Source organism: Vibrio sp. 10N.286.49.E11, from assembly GCF_041469505.1.
GTDB lineage: Bacteria > Pseudomonadota > Gammaproteobacteria > Enterobacterales > Vibrionaceae > Vibrio > Vibrio crassostreae_C.
In genome coordinates, this window is sequence record NZ_JBFRKQ010000010.1 from 27,849 (window position 1) to 48,816 (window position 20,968).

20 protein-coding genes are annotated in these 20,968 nt (G+C 44.6%); 8 read left to right on the forward strand and 12 right to left on the reverse strand.

Going from position 1 to position 20,968, the window contains the following annotated elements; translation table 11 throughout:
- Positions 1-58: 58 nt before the first annotated feature.
- From AB4167_RS02490 to AB4167_RS02500, 3 genes are all read right to left on the reverse strand, one after another.
- Entirely contained in the window at positions 59-412 is a 354-nt protein-coding gene (locus AB4167_RS02490; RefSeq protein WP_017068500.1) for a membrane protein, read from the reverse strand.
- Positions 413-795: 383 nt separating this feature from the next.
- Positions 796-2,373: an EAL domain-containing protein gene (locus tag AB4167_RS02495; RefSeq protein WP_372136080.1), complete on the reverse strand. Its 1,578-nt coding sequence runs from the start codon at positions 2,371-2,373 to the stop codon at positions 796-798.
- Between the two features lie 162 nt (positions 2,374-2,535).
- Positions 2,536-3,297 carry an IS5 family transposase gene (locus tag AB4167_RS02500; protein WP_372136081.1) on the reverse strand — a complete coding sequence of 254 codons (762 nt, stop codon included), beginning with the start codon at positions 3,295-3,297 and terminating at the stop codon, positions 2,536-2,538.
- Positions 3,298-3,602: 305 nt separating this feature from the next.
- Here AB4167_RS02500 and AB4167_RS02505 point away from each other — a divergent pair, with 305 nt between their 5' ends.
- Together AB4167_RS02505 and AB4167_RS02510 are read left to right on the forward strand one after the other, a co-directional pair.
- Positions 3,603-4,013, forward strand: coding sequence for a lysozyme inhibitor LprI family protein (locus AB4167_RS02505; protein WP_372129956.1), 411 nt, complete (start codon positions 3,603-3,605; stop codon positions 4,011-4,013).
- 167 nt (positions 4,014-4,180) lie between these two features.
- Complete coding sequence (locus AB4167_RS02510) at positions 4,181-4,972, forward strand: carbon-nitrogen hydrolase family protein (protein ID WP_372136082.1); 792 nt, start codon at positions 4,181-4,183, stop codon at positions 4,970-4,972.
- 84 nt (positions 4,973-5,056) lie between these two features.
- Here AB4167_RS02510 and AB4167_RS02515 read toward each other — a convergent pair whose 3' ends face one another.
- The 7 genes from AB4167_RS02515 to AB4167_RS02545 form a co-directional block, all read right to left on the reverse strand.
- Entirely contained in the window at positions 5,057-6,058 is a 1,002-nt protein-coding gene (locus tag AB4167_RS02515) for a substrate-binding domain-containing protein (RefSeq protein ID WP_372136083.1), read from the reverse strand.
- Between the two features lie 152 nt (positions 6,059-6,210).
- Positions 6,211-7,155, reverse strand: a complete 945-nt coding sequence (gene rbsK / locus AB4167_RS02520; RefSeq protein WP_137000963.1) for a ribokinase — start codon at positions 7,153-7,155, stop codon at positions 6,211-6,213.
- A gap of 191 nt (positions 7,156-7,346) precedes the next feature.
- A complete protein-coding gene (gene rbsB / locus AB4167_RS02525; protein WP_017060856.1) occupies positions 7,347-8,225 on the reverse strand; it encodes a ribose ABC transporter substrate-binding protein RbsB in 879 nt (292 codons plus the stop codon).
- 149 nt (positions 8,226-8,374) lie between these two features.
- Positions 8,375-9,361, reverse strand: coding sequence for a ribose ABC transporter permease (rbsC, locus tag AB4167_RS02530; protein WP_017082395.1), 987 nt, complete (start codon positions 9,359-9,361; stop codon positions 8,375-8,377).
- Entirely contained in the window at positions 9,358-10,863 is a 1,506-nt protein-coding gene (rbsA, locus tag AB4167_RS02535) for a ribose ABC transporter ATP-binding protein RbsA (protein WP_372136084.1), read from the reverse strand. Before rbsA ends, rbsC begins: the two co-directional genes overlap by 4 nt.
- Before the next feature lie 99 nt (positions 10,864-10,962).
- Positions 10,963-11,382 carry a D-ribose pyranase gene (gene rbsD / locus AB4167_RS02540; RefSeq protein ID WP_017060853.1) on the reverse strand — a complete coding sequence of 140 codons (420 nt, stop codon included), beginning with the start codon at positions 11,380-11,382 and terminating at the stop codon, positions 10,963-10,965.
- Positions 11,383-11,581: 199 nt separating this feature from the next.
- Positions 11,582-11,896 carry a winged helix-turn-helix domain-containing protein gene (locus AB4167_RS02545; protein WP_137000965.1) on the reverse strand — a complete coding sequence of 105 codons (315 nt, stop codon included), beginning with the start codon at positions 11,894-11,896 and terminating at the stop codon, positions 11,582-11,584.
- An 85-nt stretch (positions 11,897-11,981) separates the two neighbouring features.
- Here AB4167_RS02545 and AB4167_RS02550 point away from each other — a divergent pair, with 85 nt between their 5' ends.
- Positions 11,982-12,494, forward strand: a complete 513-nt coding sequence (locus AB4167_RS02550) for an outer membrane beta-barrel protein (protein WP_240698121.1) — start codon at positions 11,982-11,984, stop codon at positions 12,492-12,494.
- Between the two features lie 115 nt (positions 12,495-12,609).
- Here AB4167_RS02550 and AB4167_RS02555 read toward each other — a convergent pair whose 3' ends face one another.
- Positions 12,610-13,653, reverse strand: coding sequence for an endonuclease/exonuclease/phosphatase family protein (locus tag AB4167_RS02555; protein ID WP_136974999.1), 1,044 nt, complete (start codon positions 13,651-13,653; stop codon positions 12,610-12,612).
- A 336-nt stretch (positions 13,654-13,989) separates the two neighbouring features.
- Here AB4167_RS02555 and AB4167_RS02560 point away from each other — a divergent pair, with 336 nt between their 5' ends.
- From AB4167_RS02560 to AB4167_RS02580, 5 genes are all read left to right on the forward strand, one after another.
- Complete coding sequence (locus AB4167_RS02560; protein WP_017068488.1) at positions 13,990-15,885, forward strand: extracellular solute-binding protein; 1,896 nt, start codon at positions 13,990-13,992, stop codon at positions 15,883-15,885.
- A gap of 12 nt (positions 15,886-15,897) precedes the next feature.
- Positions 15,898-16,986 carry a microcin C ABC transporter permease YejB gene (locus tag AB4167_RS02565; RefSeq protein ID WP_004730359.1) on the forward strand — a complete coding sequence of 363 codons (1,089 nt, stop codon included), beginning with the start codon at positions 15,898-15,900 and terminating at the stop codon, positions 16,984-16,986.
- 31 nt (positions 16,987-17,017) lie between these two features.
- Positions 17,018-18,040, forward strand: coding sequence for an ABC transporter permease (locus tag AB4167_RS02570; protein WP_017060847.1), 1,023 nt, complete (start codon positions 17,018-17,020; stop codon positions 18,038-18,040).
- Positions 18,041-18,049: 9 nt separating this feature from the next.
- On the forward strand, positions 18,050-19,672 hold the full coding sequence (gene yejF / locus AB4167_RS02575) for a microcin C ABC transporter ATP-binding protein YejF (RefSeq protein ID WP_372136085.1): 1,623 nt from the start codon (positions 18,050-18,052) through the stop codon (positions 19,670-19,672).
- A 117-nt stretch (positions 19,673-19,789) separates the two neighbouring features.
- A complete protein-coding gene (locus AB4167_RS02580) occupies positions 19,790-20,326 on the forward strand; it encodes an RNA-binding S4 domain-containing protein (RefSeq protein WP_372136086.1) in 537 nt (178 codons plus the stop codon).
- Between the two features lie 184 nt (positions 20,327-20,510).
- Here the strand turns inward: AB4167_RS02580 and AB4167_RS02585 are convergent, their stop codons facing one another.
- Positions 20,511-20,954 carry a F0F1 ATP synthase subunit epsilon gene (locus AB4167_RS02585; RefSeq protein WP_017060844.1) on the reverse strand — a complete coding sequence of 148 codons (444 nt, stop codon included), beginning with the start codon at positions 20,952-20,954 and terminating at the stop codon, positions 20,511-20,513.
- Positions 20,955-20,968 lie beyond the last annotated feature (14 nt).

Here is a 20,968-nt window from a genome sequence, read left to right on the forward strand (position 1 = left end):
CGAATAGACGAATAGACGAAGCCGTCGCTTTAAAGCTGCGGCTTCGCATCTTTTCATATTAATTAAAACTCTTGTCTGAAGTAATTTTTGCTAAACCAGCAATCAACTTCCAAAGTGTGTAGATCGCGGCAACAAGAAGAACAACATAGCCAATAACAAAAACGGCTGTTAGAGCGCCAATGATAGTAAGCACAATCGAAACAAAGAATGTTTTGGTGATGTTGTCGTAGTGATCCGCAAAGACAGTCCCTTGAGCATCGGACTTTTTAACGATGCCCCAAATACCACCTGCAAGAAAACTAATACCAGTAAAGAAGCCTAATAGCATTAACGCATACGCGATGATGGCATGAGTTTTTGCATTTTTGTCCTTCTCTGAGAGCCCCGTATTAATTACTTCAGTATTTTCCATGTGATTGATTCCTAGGTTAATTTAATCACGCACATGATACGGTATTATCTTGTTGATGGTCACGAATTAGTTGCTTGTTGCATATGTTACATGCTGCGTTGTGATGTGTTTGGTATTGTGTAGAGTGTATGTCTCACTGGGTCTTTGTTGATAAAAAAGACATTAACGAAAAGATTGATTGGAACAAAAATCACGCTGATAGCATGCTAGCGATTACGAGTAGTCATAAAACCAACCAAAACACGCGTCGATAATTTAAGTCACAAATATGGTAAAAGCCTGCCTGGGTGTAAGAGTGGGGAAACGTACCGTAAGCTAAAGTGACGCGTTGTACTAAGCATTATTCTGAACTGTATCTTCAGCGCTTATCCCATCGAACCTGTTTAAAGCTGCTCACATTTTGGTGTTGAAAAGGATGATTCCTCAACGTTATCGGACTCAAAATGCTGCTGCCTGAGTAAGCTGACAGTCAGGTTTATCGGCATCGGCTTATAAAAATAGAAGCCTTGGATATAGTCGACACCGAGCTTAGATAAGATTTTCACTTGGGATTCATACTCGACACCTTCGACGATGACTTGCATGCCTAAGGAGCGTGATAGTTGAAGCATGGACTCTAGCAAAGGGAGACCAAAGCTGGATTCGTCGGATATGTTTTTCACAAACACGCGATCGATTTTGAGAATGCTGAACGGGAACTGTCTTACGAAATCTAACCCTGCGTAGCCTGTACCAAAATCATCAATCGCAACTCTTACGCCCATATTCGATAGTTTGGTTAGGTTGTCTTTAATCTTAATCATATCGGCATCAGAACATTCACCATCCTCTGTGACCTCAAATACCACCTGCTTGAGAATGCCTGGGTTCTTCTTGTATATATGACTCACCTTGCTTGCGAAGTTGCTATTTGATAGCACATTCCGGCTTATGTTGACGCTGATGTACTTTGATTCGAACACGTCTTGATTGCTTTTCAACGTCATTAATACTTTGCGCAGCACGAAGTAGGTGAGCTCCTCAATCAACCCTAAGCTTTCAGCAAGCGGAATGAAAATAGCCGGGGAGACGTTACCTTCAATTGGGTCGTTCCATCGTAATAGTGACTCACAGCCGACGATCTCATTGGTGTTTTGGTTAACGATAGGCTGCATGTGAACATGAAGGTGTTGGTTTTTTAGCGCACTTGAAAGCGAATATTCTAAGCTGCGTTGGCTCTGCTTTTTATGCTTGATGGAAAGGAGAATTATGGTGGTAATTCCGGCCATCAAAAAGCTAAACCATAAATAGCTCAACATGAAGTGAAGATAAAACTGATACCCAATGTATGAGGTGATGGTCAATGGGTAGGTGTTCGAATGTATCCGCACCTTGGCGATTGATGAGTCAATATCGGTAGGGTGGATATCTCTTTTTATCACTTCAACTTTGGCCTGTATTCCATGGCTGCTCAGGTTTGTTTCAACAAGGTCATAGATGAAGTGTGGCGGTATCATCAGGCTCACTCCGGCATCTTCTTTGTTCGAGAAAATGAGCATGATGGACTGAACTTGCGTGATGGCCGAGTTGGAATACGACAGGGTCGTTAAATTCGGGTCGTCATTGAGCCGCTGCCTGATGGTGCTGTATAGGCGAAATGAAACGTCACCATCGGTGGTTGAACAGTAAAATCGGTTCTCTTTATTGAATACCGCTGCTTCTTTTACCCAATCGGCTTCAAAAACGTTTTGTCGAAGCTGACTAACGATCGCGTCGCAAGACTGTTCAGGTCTAACTTCAGATAAAAAACGGTCGAACCTTGATTGGATCCCTTCTAACCTGGTTTCGACTAACCTTGATGTGTCTTCGGTTAATGTTTGGTAGTGATGCGGTGTAAAAGGAATGAGCATTGCCATGGAAAAAAAGAAAGAGATGGCAAAGTAAAATGAAGTCTTGGCAATGTTTTGGTACTTGATATCCATAGTTGGAGAAGCGTTACCGATCTATGTGAGCATTCGATTTAATTTATAAAGTTAACGATTACGTAGCAATATAAATAATTAATATTGTGAATGCAGGCACGAATTATTGATATAAATAATATGTTTTCTAGGGCGTGTTGATCTTTGCTGTACATTTCGCGTTCAACAATACATCGGTAGCCACATTAACATGAATGCCAGCGATAACATGCTGGCATAATTCCTTTCTAGCTTGTCATATCTACTTGAAATAGCTCGATAATGCTTAATTCTCCCAAAGGCATTTTCGACCAAGTGACGATACTTGTATAAACACCAATCCATACTGTCTTTGTCTATATCTTGTCCGTAATTGCGTTTAGCAATTACCGTTTCTCCGCCACGTTCCTTAACAAAAGTACGGAAAGGTTCGCTGTCATATCCTTTATCACAAACGATGGTATTAACTTCATCGAGTTGCTCAACTAAGCTTTCGGCATGCACTATATCGTGGCGTTGTCCCTCTGATAAATCAAAGCAAATCGGCAGGCCACCACTATCTACGGCTAAGTGAATTTTGGTTGAGTTGCCCCCGCGACTTTTTCCTATTTGCTCTGAACTTTCAGTAGCTGCACCTGTACTATGCTGATGTGCTCTAACTACAGAGCCATCAAGAAATACCCATTCAAAATCAGCCATGTTAGATAAACTTTTGAAAAGATTATCTAAAATCCCTTTCTTTGACCAAAGATTAAATCGTCTGTAAACGGTACTCCACTCTCCGAACTCAGAGGGTAGATCTCGCCAAGGAATACCTGTTCTCATTCGATAAAGTATTCCTTCAAATGTCATTCGATGTTCAGTTTTATCGTAAATACGACCTGTACTTTTCATAACTTGGAGTAGCAGTTCCCAGCGAATATCAGTTAGCATTGTTCTTGGCATGGTATTGGTTATGGTTTTACTTTTGGCGAAGCAAATTATAACTCTTTACCATGCTGTTCAAAAAACACTCACGAAAGATCAACACGCCCTAGTTTTACCAGCAAAATCTGAGCGTTATCTCATTTATTTGAGTTAGCGAGGCGTCATTTTTGATGATTCATGCGGATAACAATTGCTTATATCCTGATAAGTTTTGTTGTTATTTGGCCGGCGGAATGAACTGAATGAGATAAATATTGAGCCACGTTTGAATTAATAAAGTCACGACACGATTCGTTTTGGTGGTGACAGCATAAAGGATAGTTATGACAAAACTGATATCAGCACTCATAGCGGTGTGCTTCTCATTCTCTGCGTTGGCCGACGAAGGTGTTGTTGATTGCGAGAATGCGATGAATACCATCGAGATCAATCACTGTGCGGCAATTGAGTTGGAATCCGCACAAGCGGAACTGGATAAATACCTTGCAGCCAGCTTTGAGCACAATGCTTATGATGCTGAGCTGGTGGCGTCAATTAAGAAGGCTCAGGAGAGCTGGCAGGCGTACATGACAGCACATTGTGATTCTGTGTACACCCAATGGCGTGAAGGTTCTATTCGAGGGGTTATGGCGCTTTCCTGCAAGATGACGTTAACCAAGCAGCGCACGCATGAGGTGTGGGTGAATTTCTTAACCTATATGGACAGCACGCCTCCCGTTTTACCAGAGCCTTAATTAGCGCCGTAGGCAGGTTTAAAATACGTACAGGACTGTGCACCTGCTTCAACCTTTGGCGGGCGAATAAGAAAGCGATAGGGGATTGGCCTACTCTGTCGTTCTTAGTTCTTAGTCTCCAGCTTGAAGCATTACAGCTTTAAGTATTACCTAGTAAGGAATCGATTTTGAATAATGTCAGTATCACGCTTATTCAGCTTGAAGTTGAATACAAAAACAAACAAAAGAATATAGATTCGGTCTCTGATCTTTTGCAAGCGGAGCCGTCAGTTGGCGATATTACTTTACTGCCTGAACTGTTCACTACTGGGTATATTTTTAATGAGGCTGAAGAAATTCATGAATTGGCTGAAGACTTCGCCGACAGCAGTACTATTGATTCATTAACGCAGCTTGCAGCGAAGCATCACACCTTGATTGTTGCTGGTATTGCCGAGAAAGATAGCGGCCAATATTACAACAGCGTCGTGGTTGTGGATGCTTCCGGTTTACGACACAAATATAGAAAAATCAGTCAAACCAAATTCGATAAGCAGTATTTCTCGAGAGGGGAGGAACGCCTCTCGTTTGAGCACAAAGGCTTAAAGTTTGGTGTCGCGATTTGCTTTGATATTTGGTTCCCGGAGATCATGAGAGGGTATCAGTCGGTCGACGTTATTCTTCACCCTGCCAACTTCGGTGGGCATCATAGTTTTGCCATTGCTCAAGCGAGAGCCTTGGAGGAAGGGTGTCACATGGTTACTTGTAATCGCGTCGGGCAAGATGTGGTTAATGCGTTTACCGCGACTTATTGTGGTGGAAGCCGAGCCTACTCATCCAAAGGGGAGTTAGTGACTAAACTTAACGACAAGCAATCGGTAGAAACCGTGAGTATTCAAGATCCCTCGATTGCGCCGCAATACAATGGCGTCGATGTGTTAGACGAAATACAGCAAATCGCATCTGTGTTGAATCGCTAAGAAGATAAGTGAAGTGCATTAGGAGCGAAAAGGGCAAGGTTTTTTAACCTTGCCCTTTGTTGTTTAGATCTCTAAGAAGGCGCTTTAAATGGCTTTTACGCTGCTTCGTTCAACAAGAGTAGGTTCAAGTTCAACGACTTGCGGATAAGCATCTGGAGTTTGTAATCTGCTCAAAAGCGTATCCACTGCGGTTTTACCTAAACGATGTTTTGGCTGGTGGACTGTGCTTAACGCGGGTGTCATGTACTTCGACAGGTGGATGTCATCGTAGCCAATAATAGACAGATCATTAGGAATCGATGTGCCATCTTGCGCCGCAGCGTGAATCACGCCCATCGCCATCATATCGTTACTGACGAACAAGGCAGATGGCATTTCGCCACGAGTTTTCAGTGTCTGATAAGAGTCAAAACCACCGTCACATTCAAAGTTGGATTCAACAATCCACTTAGGGTTGATCTCTAAATTTGCTTCTTCCATTGCTTGCTTGAAGCCTTGATAACGAGACGAAGCTTGATTGCGGTGCAGTGGGCCAGTGATACAACCAATTTGAGAATGACCGTTATCAATCAGGTGCTTAGTTGCCATGTAACCACCTTGGTGCGAGTTGTCTTGGATCTTATCGCTCGCAAACAACATAGGGCCCCAGTCCATGACTACAACAGGCAGTTCTGGGTAGCGCTCGAACACATCGATATGTTGACCTTCAAGCGTTGAACACATCAGCATCAAGCCATCGACACGCTTTTGCAGCAAGGTATCGATAGAGGACTTCATGCGTTCGCTATCGCCTTCGGTGTTACACAAGATAAGGTTGTAGCCTTTTTCGTAGCAACGACGTTCCACACCTTTCACCACTTCGCCAAAGAATGGATTGGTAGATGTGGTCACTAGCATTCCCAAGGTTTTGGTTTGTTTCATTTTCAAGCTGCGAGCCAATGCAGAAGGCGCATAGTTGAGTTCTTTAGCCGCACTGTTAACACGCTCAGCAATCTCTTCACTGACAAAGCGTGATTTGTTGATCACGTGGCTCACGGTAGAAGTCGAAACCTTTGCGAGCCGTGCGATGTCTTTCATTGTTGCCATAAAAAATCCTTGTGGGAATAACCTTCCACGTTGGGCGATATTCTGCCTGAAAACAGGGGCTTATGCTTGTTATTTGTTGTTAACGAATTTGAAGGCTAACATCCGTTAACCACGGTTTAGCTCAGGAGTTAAGCCTTCAAATAGGTATCAAACTAAGCAGACAGTCGCTCTGCCAAGAACGCATCAGTTTCAGCACGGCTTGGAATCGACGTTTGAGCACCAAAGCGTGTCACAGAGATAGCAGCTGCAGCATGAGCAAATTTAATCGCACGCTCAAGTGGCATATCTTCAAGCAAGCCTGTCACCAACGCGCCGTTAAAGGTGTCACCTGCGGCAGTTGTATCTGTTGCTTCAACACGGAAACCTGCGATTAATTCACCTTCGCTGGCTTCATTGCCTTGACCGCGATGACTCACCCACACGCCTTTCGCGCCTAGCGTGATCATTACCGTTTCTATGCCTTTAGCATGCAGAGCCAACGCAGCCTGATGAGCAGACGCGTTGTCCGTCACGGTAATGCCTGTCAGCACTTCTGCTTCAGTTTCGTTCGGTGTAATCACGTCAACACAAGCAAGCAGTGAATCCGATAATGGACGAGCAGGAGCCGGGTTTAGAATGACTTGCGTGCCACTCTCTTTTGCTACTTTCGCAGCGTACTCAATACCTTCAATTGGCGTTTCAAGTTGAGTTAGCAGGTATTTGGCTCCGCGAATCTTCTCTAGATGTGGTTCGATTTGGTCGCAAGTCAGCTTGTCATTAGCTTCTGCAGAAAGACAGATGCTGTTTTCACCCGTTGCGGATACTTGGATCATCGCGATGCCAGTTGGCGTGTTGTCTGCCACGATAACACCGTCGATGTTGATGCCGTCTTTAGCGAAGTCTTGACGAATGTTGATGCCGAATGGGTCGTCACCGACACAGGCGATGAAGCCGATATCTGCGTTTAATCGCGCAGCAGCGACTGCTTGGTTTGCGCCTTTACCGCCAGGGATGACCTGATAGTTACCGCCAATCAAGGTTTCACCCGGACGAGGGAACGAAGGAACTTGCAGTACGTGGTCAGCGTTAACGCTACCTAAAACAATCAGTTGAGTCATGATACGAGCCTTATGATATATCGTATTTGAAAATGCATGGGTCTTTCTCATGGTGTTAAGTGCGCTCTCTTTTGTGAGCGGAATGAGAAACAGCGATGCACTGTCGGGGTTTGCTTTTGTTTGAGTCAGCGAGCCAATCAAAGCAGGGAGATAGGGAACTCCCTGCTTTATATCGCGTTACCTAGTAACGATTACTTAGCGATGATTTTTAGAGGTACTGGTACGTACTCGTCTACTGTTTCGCCTTTCAGTACTTTGTCTGCCATTTCGATACCTAGAGAACCGATTAGGTCAGGTTGTTGTGCAACTGTAGCGCCTAGTAGGCCGCGGTTAACAGCAGCGATGCCGTCGTCTGTGCCATCAAAGCCAACGATCATCACTTCTTTACCTGACGCTTGAACTGCGCGAAGTGCACCTAGTGCCATTTCATCGTTTTGAGCAAATACTGCTTGTACATCTGGGTTAGCAGCAAGCAAGTTTTCCATTACGTTCAGACCTTTAGTACGGTCGAAATCAGCAGGTTGGCTTGCAAGAAGCTCAAGGTCGCTGCCGTTTACTGCATTCATGAAGCCTTCACCACGTTCACGAGCTGCAGAAGTACCAGCAATACCTTCAAGTTGGATTACTTTCGCTTTTTCGCCCACTTTTTCCATGATGAAGTGACCTGCCATTTCACCACCGATTACGTTATCAGAAGCGATGTGGCTTACTACGTCACCACGGCTTGCACCACGGTCTAGTGTTAGTACTGGGATGTTTGAACGGTTAGCCATGCGAATTGCGTTAGACACGGCGTCTGAATCTGTTGGGTTGATCAGGATTGCCTTAACACCACGAATGGTTAGATCTTCAATGTTCGAAAGCTCTTTGCTTGGGTCGTTTTGAGAATCAAGAACGATAAGCTTGTAGCCTAGCTCTTCTGCTTTCGCTTCTGCGCCATCTTTCATGGTTACGAAGAATGGGTTGTTCAATGTAGATAGAACGATTGCCATTGTATCTTGCGCCTGTGCAGACACAGATACCGTTGTAGAAAGAAGAGCAGCAGAAATAAGAGTCGCTAATTTTTTCATGGTGTAAGTCCTTTGTGTAGGGGGAGCTAAGAGGTGAGTCCTAGCTCGTTGTTACATTATTTATAGATTCTAATATTTTAAGGTAAAACAAACTGTTACTTTTATTAAACTAGAGTGTTACTTGTATTAACCTAGAGTGTGAATAGGTTTTATTTGTTTTTGTTGTCGACCAATACTGCCAGAAGAATAACCACTGCTTTTGCAATCATCTGGTAGTAAGAAGATACGTCTAGTAGGTTTAGGGCGTTGTTTAGGAAGCCGATAATCAGAGCACCAATCAATGTGCCCATGATACGGCCACGACCGCCGGCCAAGCTTGTGCCGCCAAGAACTACGGCTGCAATGGCGTCTAGCTCATAACCCATACCTGCGGTAGGTTGAGCTGATGACAATCGAGATGCCACGATGATGCCAGCCACCGCTGCTAACAGACCACAGATTGCGTAAACGCCGATTTTCACTTTGTCTACGTCGATGCCTGATAGGCGAGTTGCTGATTCGTTGCCACCCAGTGCGTAAACGTAACGACCAAAGCGTGTGTGGTTCAGTAGGTACCATACCGCAGCGAATACCACGACCATGATCCATACTGGAACTGGGATGCCCATTGCGTAGCCTGTACCGAACCAAGCGAATGCGTCTGCTGTGTCAGTAAAACCAGTCGAGATAGGACGACCATCGGTGTAAACCATGGTTACGCCGCGTAATAGAGTCATGGTTACAAGCGTTGCGATGAAGGCTTGAACCTTACCCTTGGCGATAATCACACCACTGATAGCACCCAATGCTGCACCTGCTACTAGAGCGGTTGGCACTGCGATCATCACTGGGATTTCCATACCAATCATGCTGGCTGCGAACGCACCACAAAGTGCCAGTACAGAACCAACACTCAAGTCGATACCCGCGGTTAAGATAACCAACGTCATACCCACAGCGATAATCGCGTTAACCGAGGTTTGGCGCAGAATGTTCAGGATGTTGTCGACAGTAAAGAAGTTCGGGTTTAAGAAAGAAACGACAACAATCAGGAAGATCAAAGCAATCAATGACTTTTGATCAATCAGCCACTCTTTGCTGATTAACGGTTTTTTCTTTGGAGCTTCAGTTGTTTTGCTCATGGTTTTAGTACTCATGCTGCGTCCTCGTTGATCTTTTTACCGACCGCACACGCCAGTAATAATTCTTGGTTTGCTTCTTTAGCATCAAATTCACCGCTTACACGGCCTTCATGCATCACCATGATGCGGTCACTCATTCCTAACACTTCTGGCATTTCAGACGAGACCAAAATGATGCTCATGCCGTCGGCTTTAAATTTATTAATGAGTTGGTAAATCTCTTTCTTCGCACCGACATCGACACCACGCGTTGGTTCATCGAGAATCAGTACTTTTGGTTTGGTCATCAAGCCTTTAGCGATAGCCACTTTCTGTTGGTTACCACCAGATAGGTTGCCAATGATTTGTTCGCGAGTCGGGGTTTTGATGTTGAACAGCTTGATGAAGTCATCGACTGCAATCACTTCATCTTTATGTTGGATTTGACCTTTCTTAGTCAGCAGATCCAGTGCACATAACGACATGTTTTCTTTCACTGAAAGTCCTAGCACAAGGCCATCGCCTTTACGGTCTTCAGAGATGTAAGCAATGCCATTGGCCAAGCCATCTTTCGGGCTTACAGGGTTAATGGTTTTGTTTTCTAGGTTGATGACGCCGCGCTCACTTGGAAGGGCACCGTAAATCACTTTCATCAGTTCAGTTCGGCCTGCACCCATAAGGCCAGATACACCCAGGATTTCGCCGCGCTTTAGAGTAAAGCTCACGTCATGAACACCAGAACCCGTCAGGCCAATCACTTCAAGACAGGTTTCACCGTGGCTCTGCCCGATACGTGGGTATTGTTCGTCTAGCTTACGGCCAACCATCATTTCGATTAAGCCATCTTCGTCGGTGTCTTTAACTTCACACTGACCAATGAACTTACCGTCACGAAGCACGGTGATGTCATCGCAAATCTCAAAGATCTCTTTCAAACGGTGAGAGATGTAAACAATGCCACAGCCTTCATCGCGCAGTTCGTTAATCACCTTAAACAGAGATTCAGTTTCGGTATCGGTTAGCGCATCGGTTGGTTCATCCATGATGATGACTTTAGATTCAAACGATAGTGCTTTCGCGATCTCTACCATTTGCTGCTCACCAAGGCTCAACTGGCCTAAAGGTGTTTTTGAGCTGTGTTTCACGTTAAGGCGTTTAAGTAACTTGTCTGCTTCTTGGTACATCTCGTTCCACAAGATGCGACCCATGGTGCCTGTGATTTCACGACCTAAGAAGATGTTCTCGGCAATGGTCAATTCAGGGATTAGATTCAGTTCTTGGTGAATGATGCTAATGCCTGCTTGTTGAGAATCACGTGGTCCTTTAAATGCAGCAGGTTTTCCCTGGTAGGCGATAGTGCCGCCGTCCAAGTGGCAGATACCCGTAAGCACTTTCATAAGCGTTGATTTACCCGCACCGTTTTCACCCATTAACGCCATTACGCGTCCTGGATAAACGTTGAGGCTTGCCTTATCCAGTGCTTTAACACCAGGGAAGGCTTTCTCAATTGAGCTAAGTTCTAAAATGGCTTGAGTCATGTCGGTTCCTTTACTCGGGGCCAGTTGTATTTGATTGTTCTGTCTATGTATTGTTTTGGTTCAGTGATGACACTGAGCTGTCGTTGCGTTTTGCTTGAGCTAAAAGGTTACGCCAGCTTGGAAAATAACATTTGCGTATGGTGTGCATTCACCTGTGCGAATCACTGCACGGCTTTCATGCGTTCGCTGCTTGAATTCTTCATGAGTGATGTAAGTAATAGAAAGCGATTTGCCACAACGTGCTTCTTCTGTCTTGATTAAATCAATCAGTGCTGCGTGGTGTTCTGGGCTTACTTTCGCAAATTCTTCTGCAATCACAACGCCTTCGATTTGAGATTCATCCAGCATGGTTTTTACCGTTTGCTGAAAGCTTGGGACACCGTGAGTCAAAGCAAGATCAATACGAGTTACGTGGTCTGGAATTGGTAAGCCTGCGTCACAAATCGTGATTTCATCTGTGTGGCCAAGAGTCGCCACTAGGTAAGAGAGTTCAGAGTTTATTAGAGTACTTTTTTTCATATCACGACCTATCGAAAAATAACGCTTGATGGGTTGAGAACAACTCAAGAAAAGCCATCGAAACGTTTCGATAGTGATAATAGTGTCTGATTTATCATTTGCACGTTTGATTGTTTTAGAGTGTGATAATGATCATCGAAACGTTTCGATGGGGCGTTTTTTGGTGATCTTAGTCACCGCCATTGATTGCATAAATCCTTTATGTAGGTTCAATCGATAGCGCATATCCAAACTTACTGATGGTAATGATCTGGACGTTGGGTGCTCTTAATCGCGCGAAGACATTGCGTAGGTTATAGACGACGTTAGCAAGAACATGCGGTGACGAGAGTTGTCCGCCCCAACACACATCAACAATATGCTCTCTTGAAATCGGTCTTCCCACATTTTCCAATAACAAGCAGAGCACTGCTAATAGGTGAGGGCGCAAAGTGATTTTATTTCCTTGCTGATTGGTAATCGTTCGAGCGTCGATATCAATGATTAAGCCGTTGAAGTCTATTGTGTGGTTCATCGTGTTTTCTGTTCGTCTTATTCTGAATTGTGGAGATTGAGCAAATTGGCCTGCTGTTGGAGCGGGTAATTATTTAAGTGTGCTAATGGTCGAAGTGGGCGGGTTAACTGACACGATCAGTGAGCCTATTACTTTTAAAGCCGAAGACAATACTTACCGATTAATTGCTGGTTACAAATTTAACCGCATTGTTTCGGTTGAAGCTCAATACACAGATTTTGGTGATATCGCCCTGAAAACGAAATCTGGTAATAAGGTTTTCACTTGGACACCTCAAATCTTTTCGGTAACGGCGAACCTCGGTTACACGTTTGATAATGGCATTCGTCCATTTGGCACTATCGGTCTGTCGACTATTGATCTAGACATGAAGCTTGCTGATGGCTCTCGCCCTTCAGGAGATGGTTTTGATGATTCGGGAGATGGCATCCGTATGGGTGTTGGTGTTGGATATACGCCACCTACAATGTCTTCGTTGAGCTTTCGCTTAGCGTACGAAGCCGATGCTTTTGATATCGAAGATTACGAAAACGGACACAAGACAGAAGATACTGTTGTTCTGGATTCTTTCTACTTAGGCGCAATGTACACATTCTAAGTTTCATACTTTGCTAAACGGTAAATCGGTTTCTAAATGGGGCGTCGGTTAGCTCAACCCGTTTGGCTAAAGTGGAAGGCCGCAGTTTTTGACTGCGGCTTTTTTATGTTTAACTCTAGGCTTCACGAATATGAGCGGTAACAGACACGATGGCATGGTCGGTACTGAATTGGTCGTGTTCAAAGCTTGGATTGGTGAGGTGATGGTCTAACACTGTGTAGCTAGAGATCTCCATTAAGCTTGAAGAGTTCTGACAATCAAACTCGTTCGACATCAAAATGTAGTCCAGTACAGACCCAGATGCGCCGTAGTAATGGGTTGGCTTACGCTGTTCAAGCAAATCTTCTTCATGTAGCTGATGGTAAAGATCCCAGCTGTCTTTTAATCGAAAGTGGGATAGCCAATGCTTGCTGTTTTCGTCTCGGTTGATTGAGTAACTCAACAGCCCTTTAAACTCATCATTAAATAGAGGCTTATTAAAATCACCCATCAACACAACAGGTTGATCGGTTTGGTAGCGTTGGTTGGTGATGTATTGATGCAGCATCTGAGCTTCTAGGCCGCGTTGGGCACTGGATAGCCAAGAGCCAAGCCGTTCTTGGTGAAAACGAGTGAGCGTGTCACTTTGTGGTTTTGCACCTTGCTGAGCGTTGTTCGTATCGACAGATTCTGCTTTTGGTTCTGTCGGACGTTGTGATTTGAAGTGCACCACATAACAGTCGGTTGAACCTAAATGGGGTAACGTAATCGTCGCGTGAACAGGTGTTCTGTTGAATGAGAATTTGTCGCCAAGGTTGAATGCTGTCAGTAACGTCGAATCTGGCGTAACAGGCTGAACGTTTTCAATAGGGTAACGGGAAGCAATACCAACGACAGGTGAGGTGTATAGGTAATCATCTTCAACGTGTGCGCTATCGACCACTGCAAAGTATGGATAACCTAGCTCGTTCATCAATTGCTCTAAAGACTGCGGGCTAAATATCTCTTGGAAGCCAATCACATCGCAATCTAATGAACGAATCGCTTCAGCCATCCAATGTTGCTTCTTCTGCCATTCTTCGAAGCTGTAGATGTTCTCAAAATCATAATAAGCATTCGGTGGCTCGAGATAGTTCAGAAGGTTGAACGTTGCGAATGTTATTTGGTTTGGTTTGTTCAAAGTGTCATTCCATTTAGACCTAGGCTGCAAGGATACTCCAGTAAAAGTATAGTTTGTTGATTATTTAGAGCCTAAATTTCACTTTAGAAGCCAACCAAAGGAATCTTAGCCGTTGAGGCTTGTGTCATTCAGGCTAAGCAATCAAAGCTCACTGCATCCAATAACTTCGAGCGGTGACGAGTAATTTGTAAATAAACCGTCAGAGATAGAGTGCTGATGGTTTTATTAGTTATTACATGATGTTAGATTTGAACCTATACTTGATTTAACGGCATGCATTCAAAGCCGATAAATCAACTTGAATATAGAATTCATGACATTTGAAGGGAGAGTCAAATGGGAACAGTTTTTCGACGCAAAGCCTCGCAACGCACTCAGTTTTTCAGGTTTAATTTGAAGTCATGTGCAATCATGTTGCCGCTTATTGCTTTACAACCCTCCGTTACTTACGCTTCTGAAACCCAATCAACTCCTGCTGTCACCGTTATTGAAACCACACAACTGGTTGGTTTTGGTGAAGCAAAATATCCAGCCGATTTCACTCACTTCGATTACGTTAATCCTGATGCGCCAAAGCAGGGCAAAGTGACCTATGGCAGCATAGGTACGTACGATAGCTTTAATCGATTCGGTTCCCGCGGCGTTGCTGCAAGTTATACCGGAGAGATTTACGATACCTTGATGTTTTCTCCGAGTGACGAGATTGATGCGTACTATCCATTGATCGCTTCAAAGGTTCGCTACTCCAGTGATTTCACTTGGATGGAAATCGACATCAACCCAAATGCTAAATTCCAAGATGGCGAGCCTATCACTGCGCATGATGTTGCCTTTACTTTTGACAAGTTCTCAACCGAGGGCGTGCCTCAGTATCGTGTGTACTACAAAGAGATTAAGTCAGTAAAAGCGGTCTCTGATTTGGTTGTTCGTATTGAAATGAACAGTCCAAACCGCGAAAAACTGTTTAGCTTCGCGCAAAGCACTCGTGTATTGCCGAAACATTTCTGGAAAGACAGAAAGCTGTCTGAACCTCTAAGTGAGCCACCAGTCGGTAGTGGTCCTTATAAGATCATCAGCTACAAATCAGGCCAAAGTGTTACCTATGGTCTAGATGAAAACTACTGGGCAGCAGACCTACCAGTTAACGTTGGTCGCAATAACTTCAAGCAGGTGCAATACGATTACTACCGTGACGACACGGTAATGTTGGAAGCGTTCAAAGCAGGGGAGTTCGATCTTCGAACCGAGAATTCGGCTAAGTTCTGGGCTAACTCTTATACGGGCGCGAACTTCGATAAAGGCTACATCATTAAAGAAGAGATCAACCACGAGAAGCCTGAAACGACTCAAGGTTTCGTCTTCAACATTCAATCACCTGTGTTCTCGGATCCTAAAGTGCGTGAAGCGTTAACCTATGCGATGGACTTTGAGTGGATGAACAAGAACATGTTCTATGGTCAGTACAAACGTACTCGCAGCTACTTCCAAAACACAGACTATGAAGCGAAAGGCTTACCAAGCGAAGCGGAAGTCGAGTTGTTGTCTCAATACAAAGATCAGATTCCACCGCGAGTTTTCACCGAGGAATTCCAACCTCCCGTTACCGATGGCAGCGGCCGTATTCGTAGCCAAATGCGTACCGCTTTCAAATTGTTGAAAGAAGCGGGTTGGGTGCTGAAAGACAAAGTCATGACCAACGAAAAGACTGGCAAGCCGATGTCATTTGAGTTGTTGATTTACAGCCCAACCACGGAACGTATCGCAACGCCGGTTCAAAAGAACCTTAAGCGCATGGGTATTGAGATGAAGATCCGTACCATCGATACCACTCAATACATCAAGCGCTTGCGTGATCGTGATTTCGACATGGTTTCGTCGTCATTTTCCGCAAACCCTTATCCTAGCCCGAACTTAATGATCGTTTGGAACTCTAACTACATTGATTCTACTTACAATACTGCAGGTGTTATCGATCCAGTGGTTGACGCGTTAACAGAAGAAATTGCGCGTAACCAACAGCACCCTGAAAAGCTTCTTACACTAGGTCGTTCACTAGACCGAGTATTGCAGTGGAATTTCTACAACATCCCGCAATGGCACGTTGGCGAGTATCGCGTAGCAATGTGGGACAAGTTTGAGCGTCCAGATGTATTGCCTAAATACGATTTAGGTATCGATACATGGTGGATTTCAGAAGAGAAGGCGGCTTTGCTTCCTGAAAAACGTCGCTAGGAGTTAGTTAGCATGGCCGCGTATATATTTCGACGTTTATTGTTGGTGATCCCCACGCTGTGGGCGATCATCACCATCAACTTTTTCATCATCCAGATAGCGCCTGGAGGCCCGGTAGAGCAAGCTGTTGCTCAATTAGAAGGGCATAACTCTGGCATTATGGAGCGTTTTTCTGGTGGTGGACAAGAAGTTGATTTAAGTGAAAGTGATCAAGCGTCTGCCAGTGGCTATAAAGGCTCACGCGGGCTTGATCCTGAAGTGGTTGAAGAGATCAAAAAGCAGTTTGGGTTTGATAAACCGATTCACGTTCGCTACTTCGATATGTTGAAAAACTACGCGACCTTTAACTTTGGTGAAAGCCTGTTTAAGGGTGGTAACGTGATTGATTTGATCATTGAGCGTTTACCTGTCTCCATTTCCTTAGGGTTGTGGAGTACGTTAATCATCTATGTGATTTCGATACCCTTAGGCATTATGAAGGCGATACATCACGGCTCTCGCTTTGATATTTGGTCGAGCGCGGTGGTGATTGTCGGCTACGCGGTGCCGGGCTTCTTGTTTGCGATTATTCTGATTATCTTGTTTGCAAGCGGTAACTACTTCAGTTGGTTCCCATTGCGAGGGCTTGTGTCGAGTAACTTCGACCAGCTCAACTGGTATCAGCAAATTGGCGACTACTTCTGGCACTTGGCGTTGCCCATTTTCGCCATGGTTATCGGTGGATTCGCCACGCTCAGCATGCTGACCAAAAACTCCTTCCTTGATGAAATCAATAAGCAATATGTAGTGACTGCGAGAGCGAAAGGCTTGGACGAGAGCAGTATTCTTTATAAGCACGTTTTCCGTAACGCCATGCTGATCATTATTGCGGGTTTCCCAAGCGCATTTATTAGTATTTTCTTCACGGGTTCTATGTTGATTGAAGTGATGTTTTCACTCGAAGGAATTGGTCTGCTTGGCTTTGAATCAACCATTCAACGTGACTATCCCGTGGTGTTCAGCTCTCTCTATATCATGACCTTGCTTGGCTTGGTGCTGAGCATTATCTCCGACCTGACGTATACCTGGGTTGATCCTCGAATTGATTTTGAAGCGCGTTAATGGCGAACGAATAACAAGGTATTGATAATAAATGTTTAACAACCCTTTAGCTGAAGCTCGTTGGTTACGTTTTAAAGCAAACAAGCGTGGTTTTATCTCCCTTTGGATATTTACCATCTTGTTTGGCTTGAGCCTGTTCGCTGAGATCATTGCCAATGATAAACCACTCTTGGTTTCTTATGATAATCAGTGGTTTGTGCCTGTTATCAATGAATATGCCGAGACGGAGTTTGGTGGTGAGTTTGAAACCGAGGCCGACTACAAAGACCCGTATGTTATCGAGCTCATTGAAGACAACGGTTACATCGTGTGGCCAATCATTCCGTTTAGCTACGACACAATAAACTTCGATATTTCAGGTGCGGTGCCATCGGAGCCCGATTCGGTGAACTGGTTAGGGACTGATGATAAGGGGCGAGATGTATTAGCTCGTATCATTTATGGCTTCCGTATTTCCGTTCTATTTGGTTTTATTCTGACCATTGTATCGAGCGTGATTGGTGTCGTGGTTGGCGCAACACAAGGCTACTACGGTGGCTGGGTTGATCTATTCGGACAACGCTTCATTGAAGTCTGGTCTGGTATGCCGACCCTGTTCTTGCTGATTATTTTGTCGAGTTTTATTGAGCCGAATTTCTGGTGGTTGCTCGGGATTATGGTGCTGTTTAGTTGGATGAGTTTAGTCGGCATCGTGCGAGCGGAATTTTTACGCTGCCGAAACTTCGATTATGTGCGAGCCGCGCAAGCCATGGGTGTTGATGACAAACGTATTATGCTTCGTCACATGTTACCTAACGCGATGGTTGCATCGTTAACCATGATGCCGTTTATTCTTTCAGGCTCGGTGACCACACTGACTTCGTTAGACTTCTTGGGCTTTGGTCTTCCTGCGGGTTCGCCTTCGTTAGGCGAGTTGTTGGCGCAAGGTAAAGCTAACTTACAAGCGCCTTGGCTTGGCATTTCTGCCTTCGTCGTGCTTTCACTGATGCTTACGTTACTGGTCTTCGTTGGTGAAGCGGTGCGTGATGCTTTCGACCCGCATCAACAGAAGTAAGGATAGGTTATGACTTCAAATACAACGCCTGCTTCTCCGGTTTTGACCATAGATAAACTGTCTGTCGGTTTCGGGCGAAAAAACTCGATAGAGCAAGTGACACAAGATGTCTCTTTAGAAATATACAAAGGTGAGACATTAGCGCTGGTGGGTGAGAGTGGTTCCGGAAAATCGGTCACGGCTAACTCGATTTTAAAGCTGTTACCAAAAGGCTCGTCTCATTACTTAAACGGTAAGATCAATTTCTCTGGCACCGATATTCTGAGTTGTTCTGAAAGACAGCTACGTGGGATTCGTGGTGGTCGTATTGGAATGATCTTCCAAGAGCCTATGGTTTCCCTAAATCCGCTTCATCGAATTGGAAAACAGCTTGTTGAAACCTTAGCAATTCATCGTGGTATGCGAACCAACAAAGCACAAGCCTTGGCGATAGAGTGGCTTTCAAAGGTTGGCATTCGCTATCCTGAGCAAAAGATTTCAGCCTATCCGCACGAGCTATCTGGTGGAGAACGTCAGCGTGTAATGATTGCAATGGCTCTAATTAACGAACCAGAGCTGCTTATTGCTGATGAGCCGACAACGGCTTTGGATGTATCGGTGCAAGCGCAGATCCTCGACCTTCTAAAAGACCTGCAGCAAGAGCTGGGTATGGCAATGCTTTTCATTACTCATGACTTGAGTATCGTTCGTAAGATTGCCGACAGAGTAGCAGTAATGAAAGATGGTCGCTTGGTCGAAAGTAACGACTGTCATACCCTGTTTAACGCGCCTGCTCACCCTTACACTCAAAAACTTATTAACTCTGATCCGAAAGGTTTGCCCGTTCCTGTGTCACCCGAAAGCAAACCGCTACTCGATGTAAATCAACTTCGTGTTTGGTTCCCGATCACGGGCGGTTTATTCAAGCGCACCATTTCTCATGTTAAAGCTGTGACCGACATGGAGTTCACTTTGAAGAAAGGGCACTCAATCGGTTTGGTTGGCGAAAGTGGTTCTGGTAAATCGACGACCGGTATGGCGATACTTAAGCTGGTAGATAGTGAAGGGTCAATCACCTACTCGAGTGAACAGCTTCAAGGTTTAGATCGAAAACAGATGCTTCCGTTTAGAAGCCGTATGCAAGTAGTCTTTCAAGACCCGTTTTCTGCGCTAAACCCGAGAATGTCGGTCGCTCAGGTGATTGGCGAAGGTTTGTTAGTGCATCAACAATTGGACGACACTGAACTCGATCAACGCATCTGTGACGTCATGAAAGAGGTCGACCTCGATCCTGAGACTCGCCATCGTTACCCGAATGAGTTTTCTGGAGGCCAAAGGCAGCGTATTGCGATTGCTCGAGCTTTGATTTTAAAGCCAGAGTTTATCCTGCTCGATGAACCAACATCGTCATTGGACAGAACCGTTCAAGCTCAAGTATTGGATTTGCTGAAGTCACTTCAAGAAAAGTATGGCCTGACCTATTTGTTTATCAGTCATGATCTGAATGTCGTGAAATCCTTGTGTCATTACACCATCGTCATGAAAGCTGGCGAGGTAATAGAGAAGGGCGACACTGAGACTTTGTTTGGTAATCCGCAGCATGAATATACTAAGCAGTTGGTGAGTCTTTCGAATGTTGGTGGTGTTTTATAACGCAGAGGGTTTGTTTAAAACAAATGGGCTCTGGTTGAATTCAACATGGTCATTTCGTTGTTTTAAGATTACACTGCGCCCAATATTTCAGAAGTACATATTTAGGTAGAGGTCACCATGGACCAAGAACATTACGAAGACGCTGATTACGAAGGCCAAGAGCTGGGCGAAGAAGGCGAAGAGATTGAAATTGAAGCAATTGGTATTGATGTTTCATCACAGCCAATCGAGCTCTACAAAGTGTTTAAAATTGCTAACCTAGTGAGTGGTGGCGGTGAAGCTAAGCACATCATCTCTGAAGGCTACGTAGCGGTAAATGGTGAGCTAGAAACCCGTAAGCGTCGTAAAATGTACGATGGCGACTTCTTTGAATTCAACCAAGAATACTATGTAGTGGTGTGTGATCAGCCAGTACAAGAAGAATCAGAAAAGCCGAAAAAGAAAAAAACGCCTAAAAAAGAGAACAAGGCGAAGAAAGGTCAGTCTAAAAAGGATTCTAAGAAGAAGGAATCTAAGAAAAGCAAAGCAGAAATGCTAAGCGCAAAGGCTGAACCAAAGAAAGAGAAAAAAGAGAAGAAACCGAAAAAGAAAGCGGATACGCCAAAGCCAACACGTGATGACAAAAGCGGCCGTAATTCGATTGAGTTCTTTTAAACTACAGTTCTAAACGACTGCTCTAAACTGCTTTTCTAAAACGAATCTTTTAAAACTATTCGTTTGAACATCAAGCAACGTTAGACCTAGGTTTTACGTTACGCAGATATCAAAAGGCTCACTAGTTAGTGAGCCTTTTTTGTATTTGTTTGCTAGCACAGCTAACGGCCAATAACGCTTATTCTCAGTGTCTTGTGTGAGAAGAAGTTAGCTCTGATGCACGTAACTGAGCAACGGCTTTCGCTAGTTCTAGCTGAGCTTGTGCAAAGTTAATGTCTATGTTGCCCTTGTTGATGTTCTCTAGAGCGGCATATTTCGCTTCTTCTGCGCGAGCGCGGTCAATGTCTTTACCATGCAAGGCCGTGTCGGCTAATAACGTAACCACATCCGGCTGAACTTCCAGCATCCCACCAGAGACATACAGCACTTGGCCTTCTGATTTAGGGTCTGTAACAAACACGGTTACGCCCGGTTTGATCTTACTGAGAAGCGGGGAGTGACCGGGGCGGATCCCCAGTTCACCGTCAGCGCCAGAAACGGCTAGGGCATACGCTGGACCTGAAAACAGCGTACCTTCCGCACTTACAATATTAAGTTGAAATGTATTATCTGTAATTCCGATAGCCATGGTGCACCTGCCTC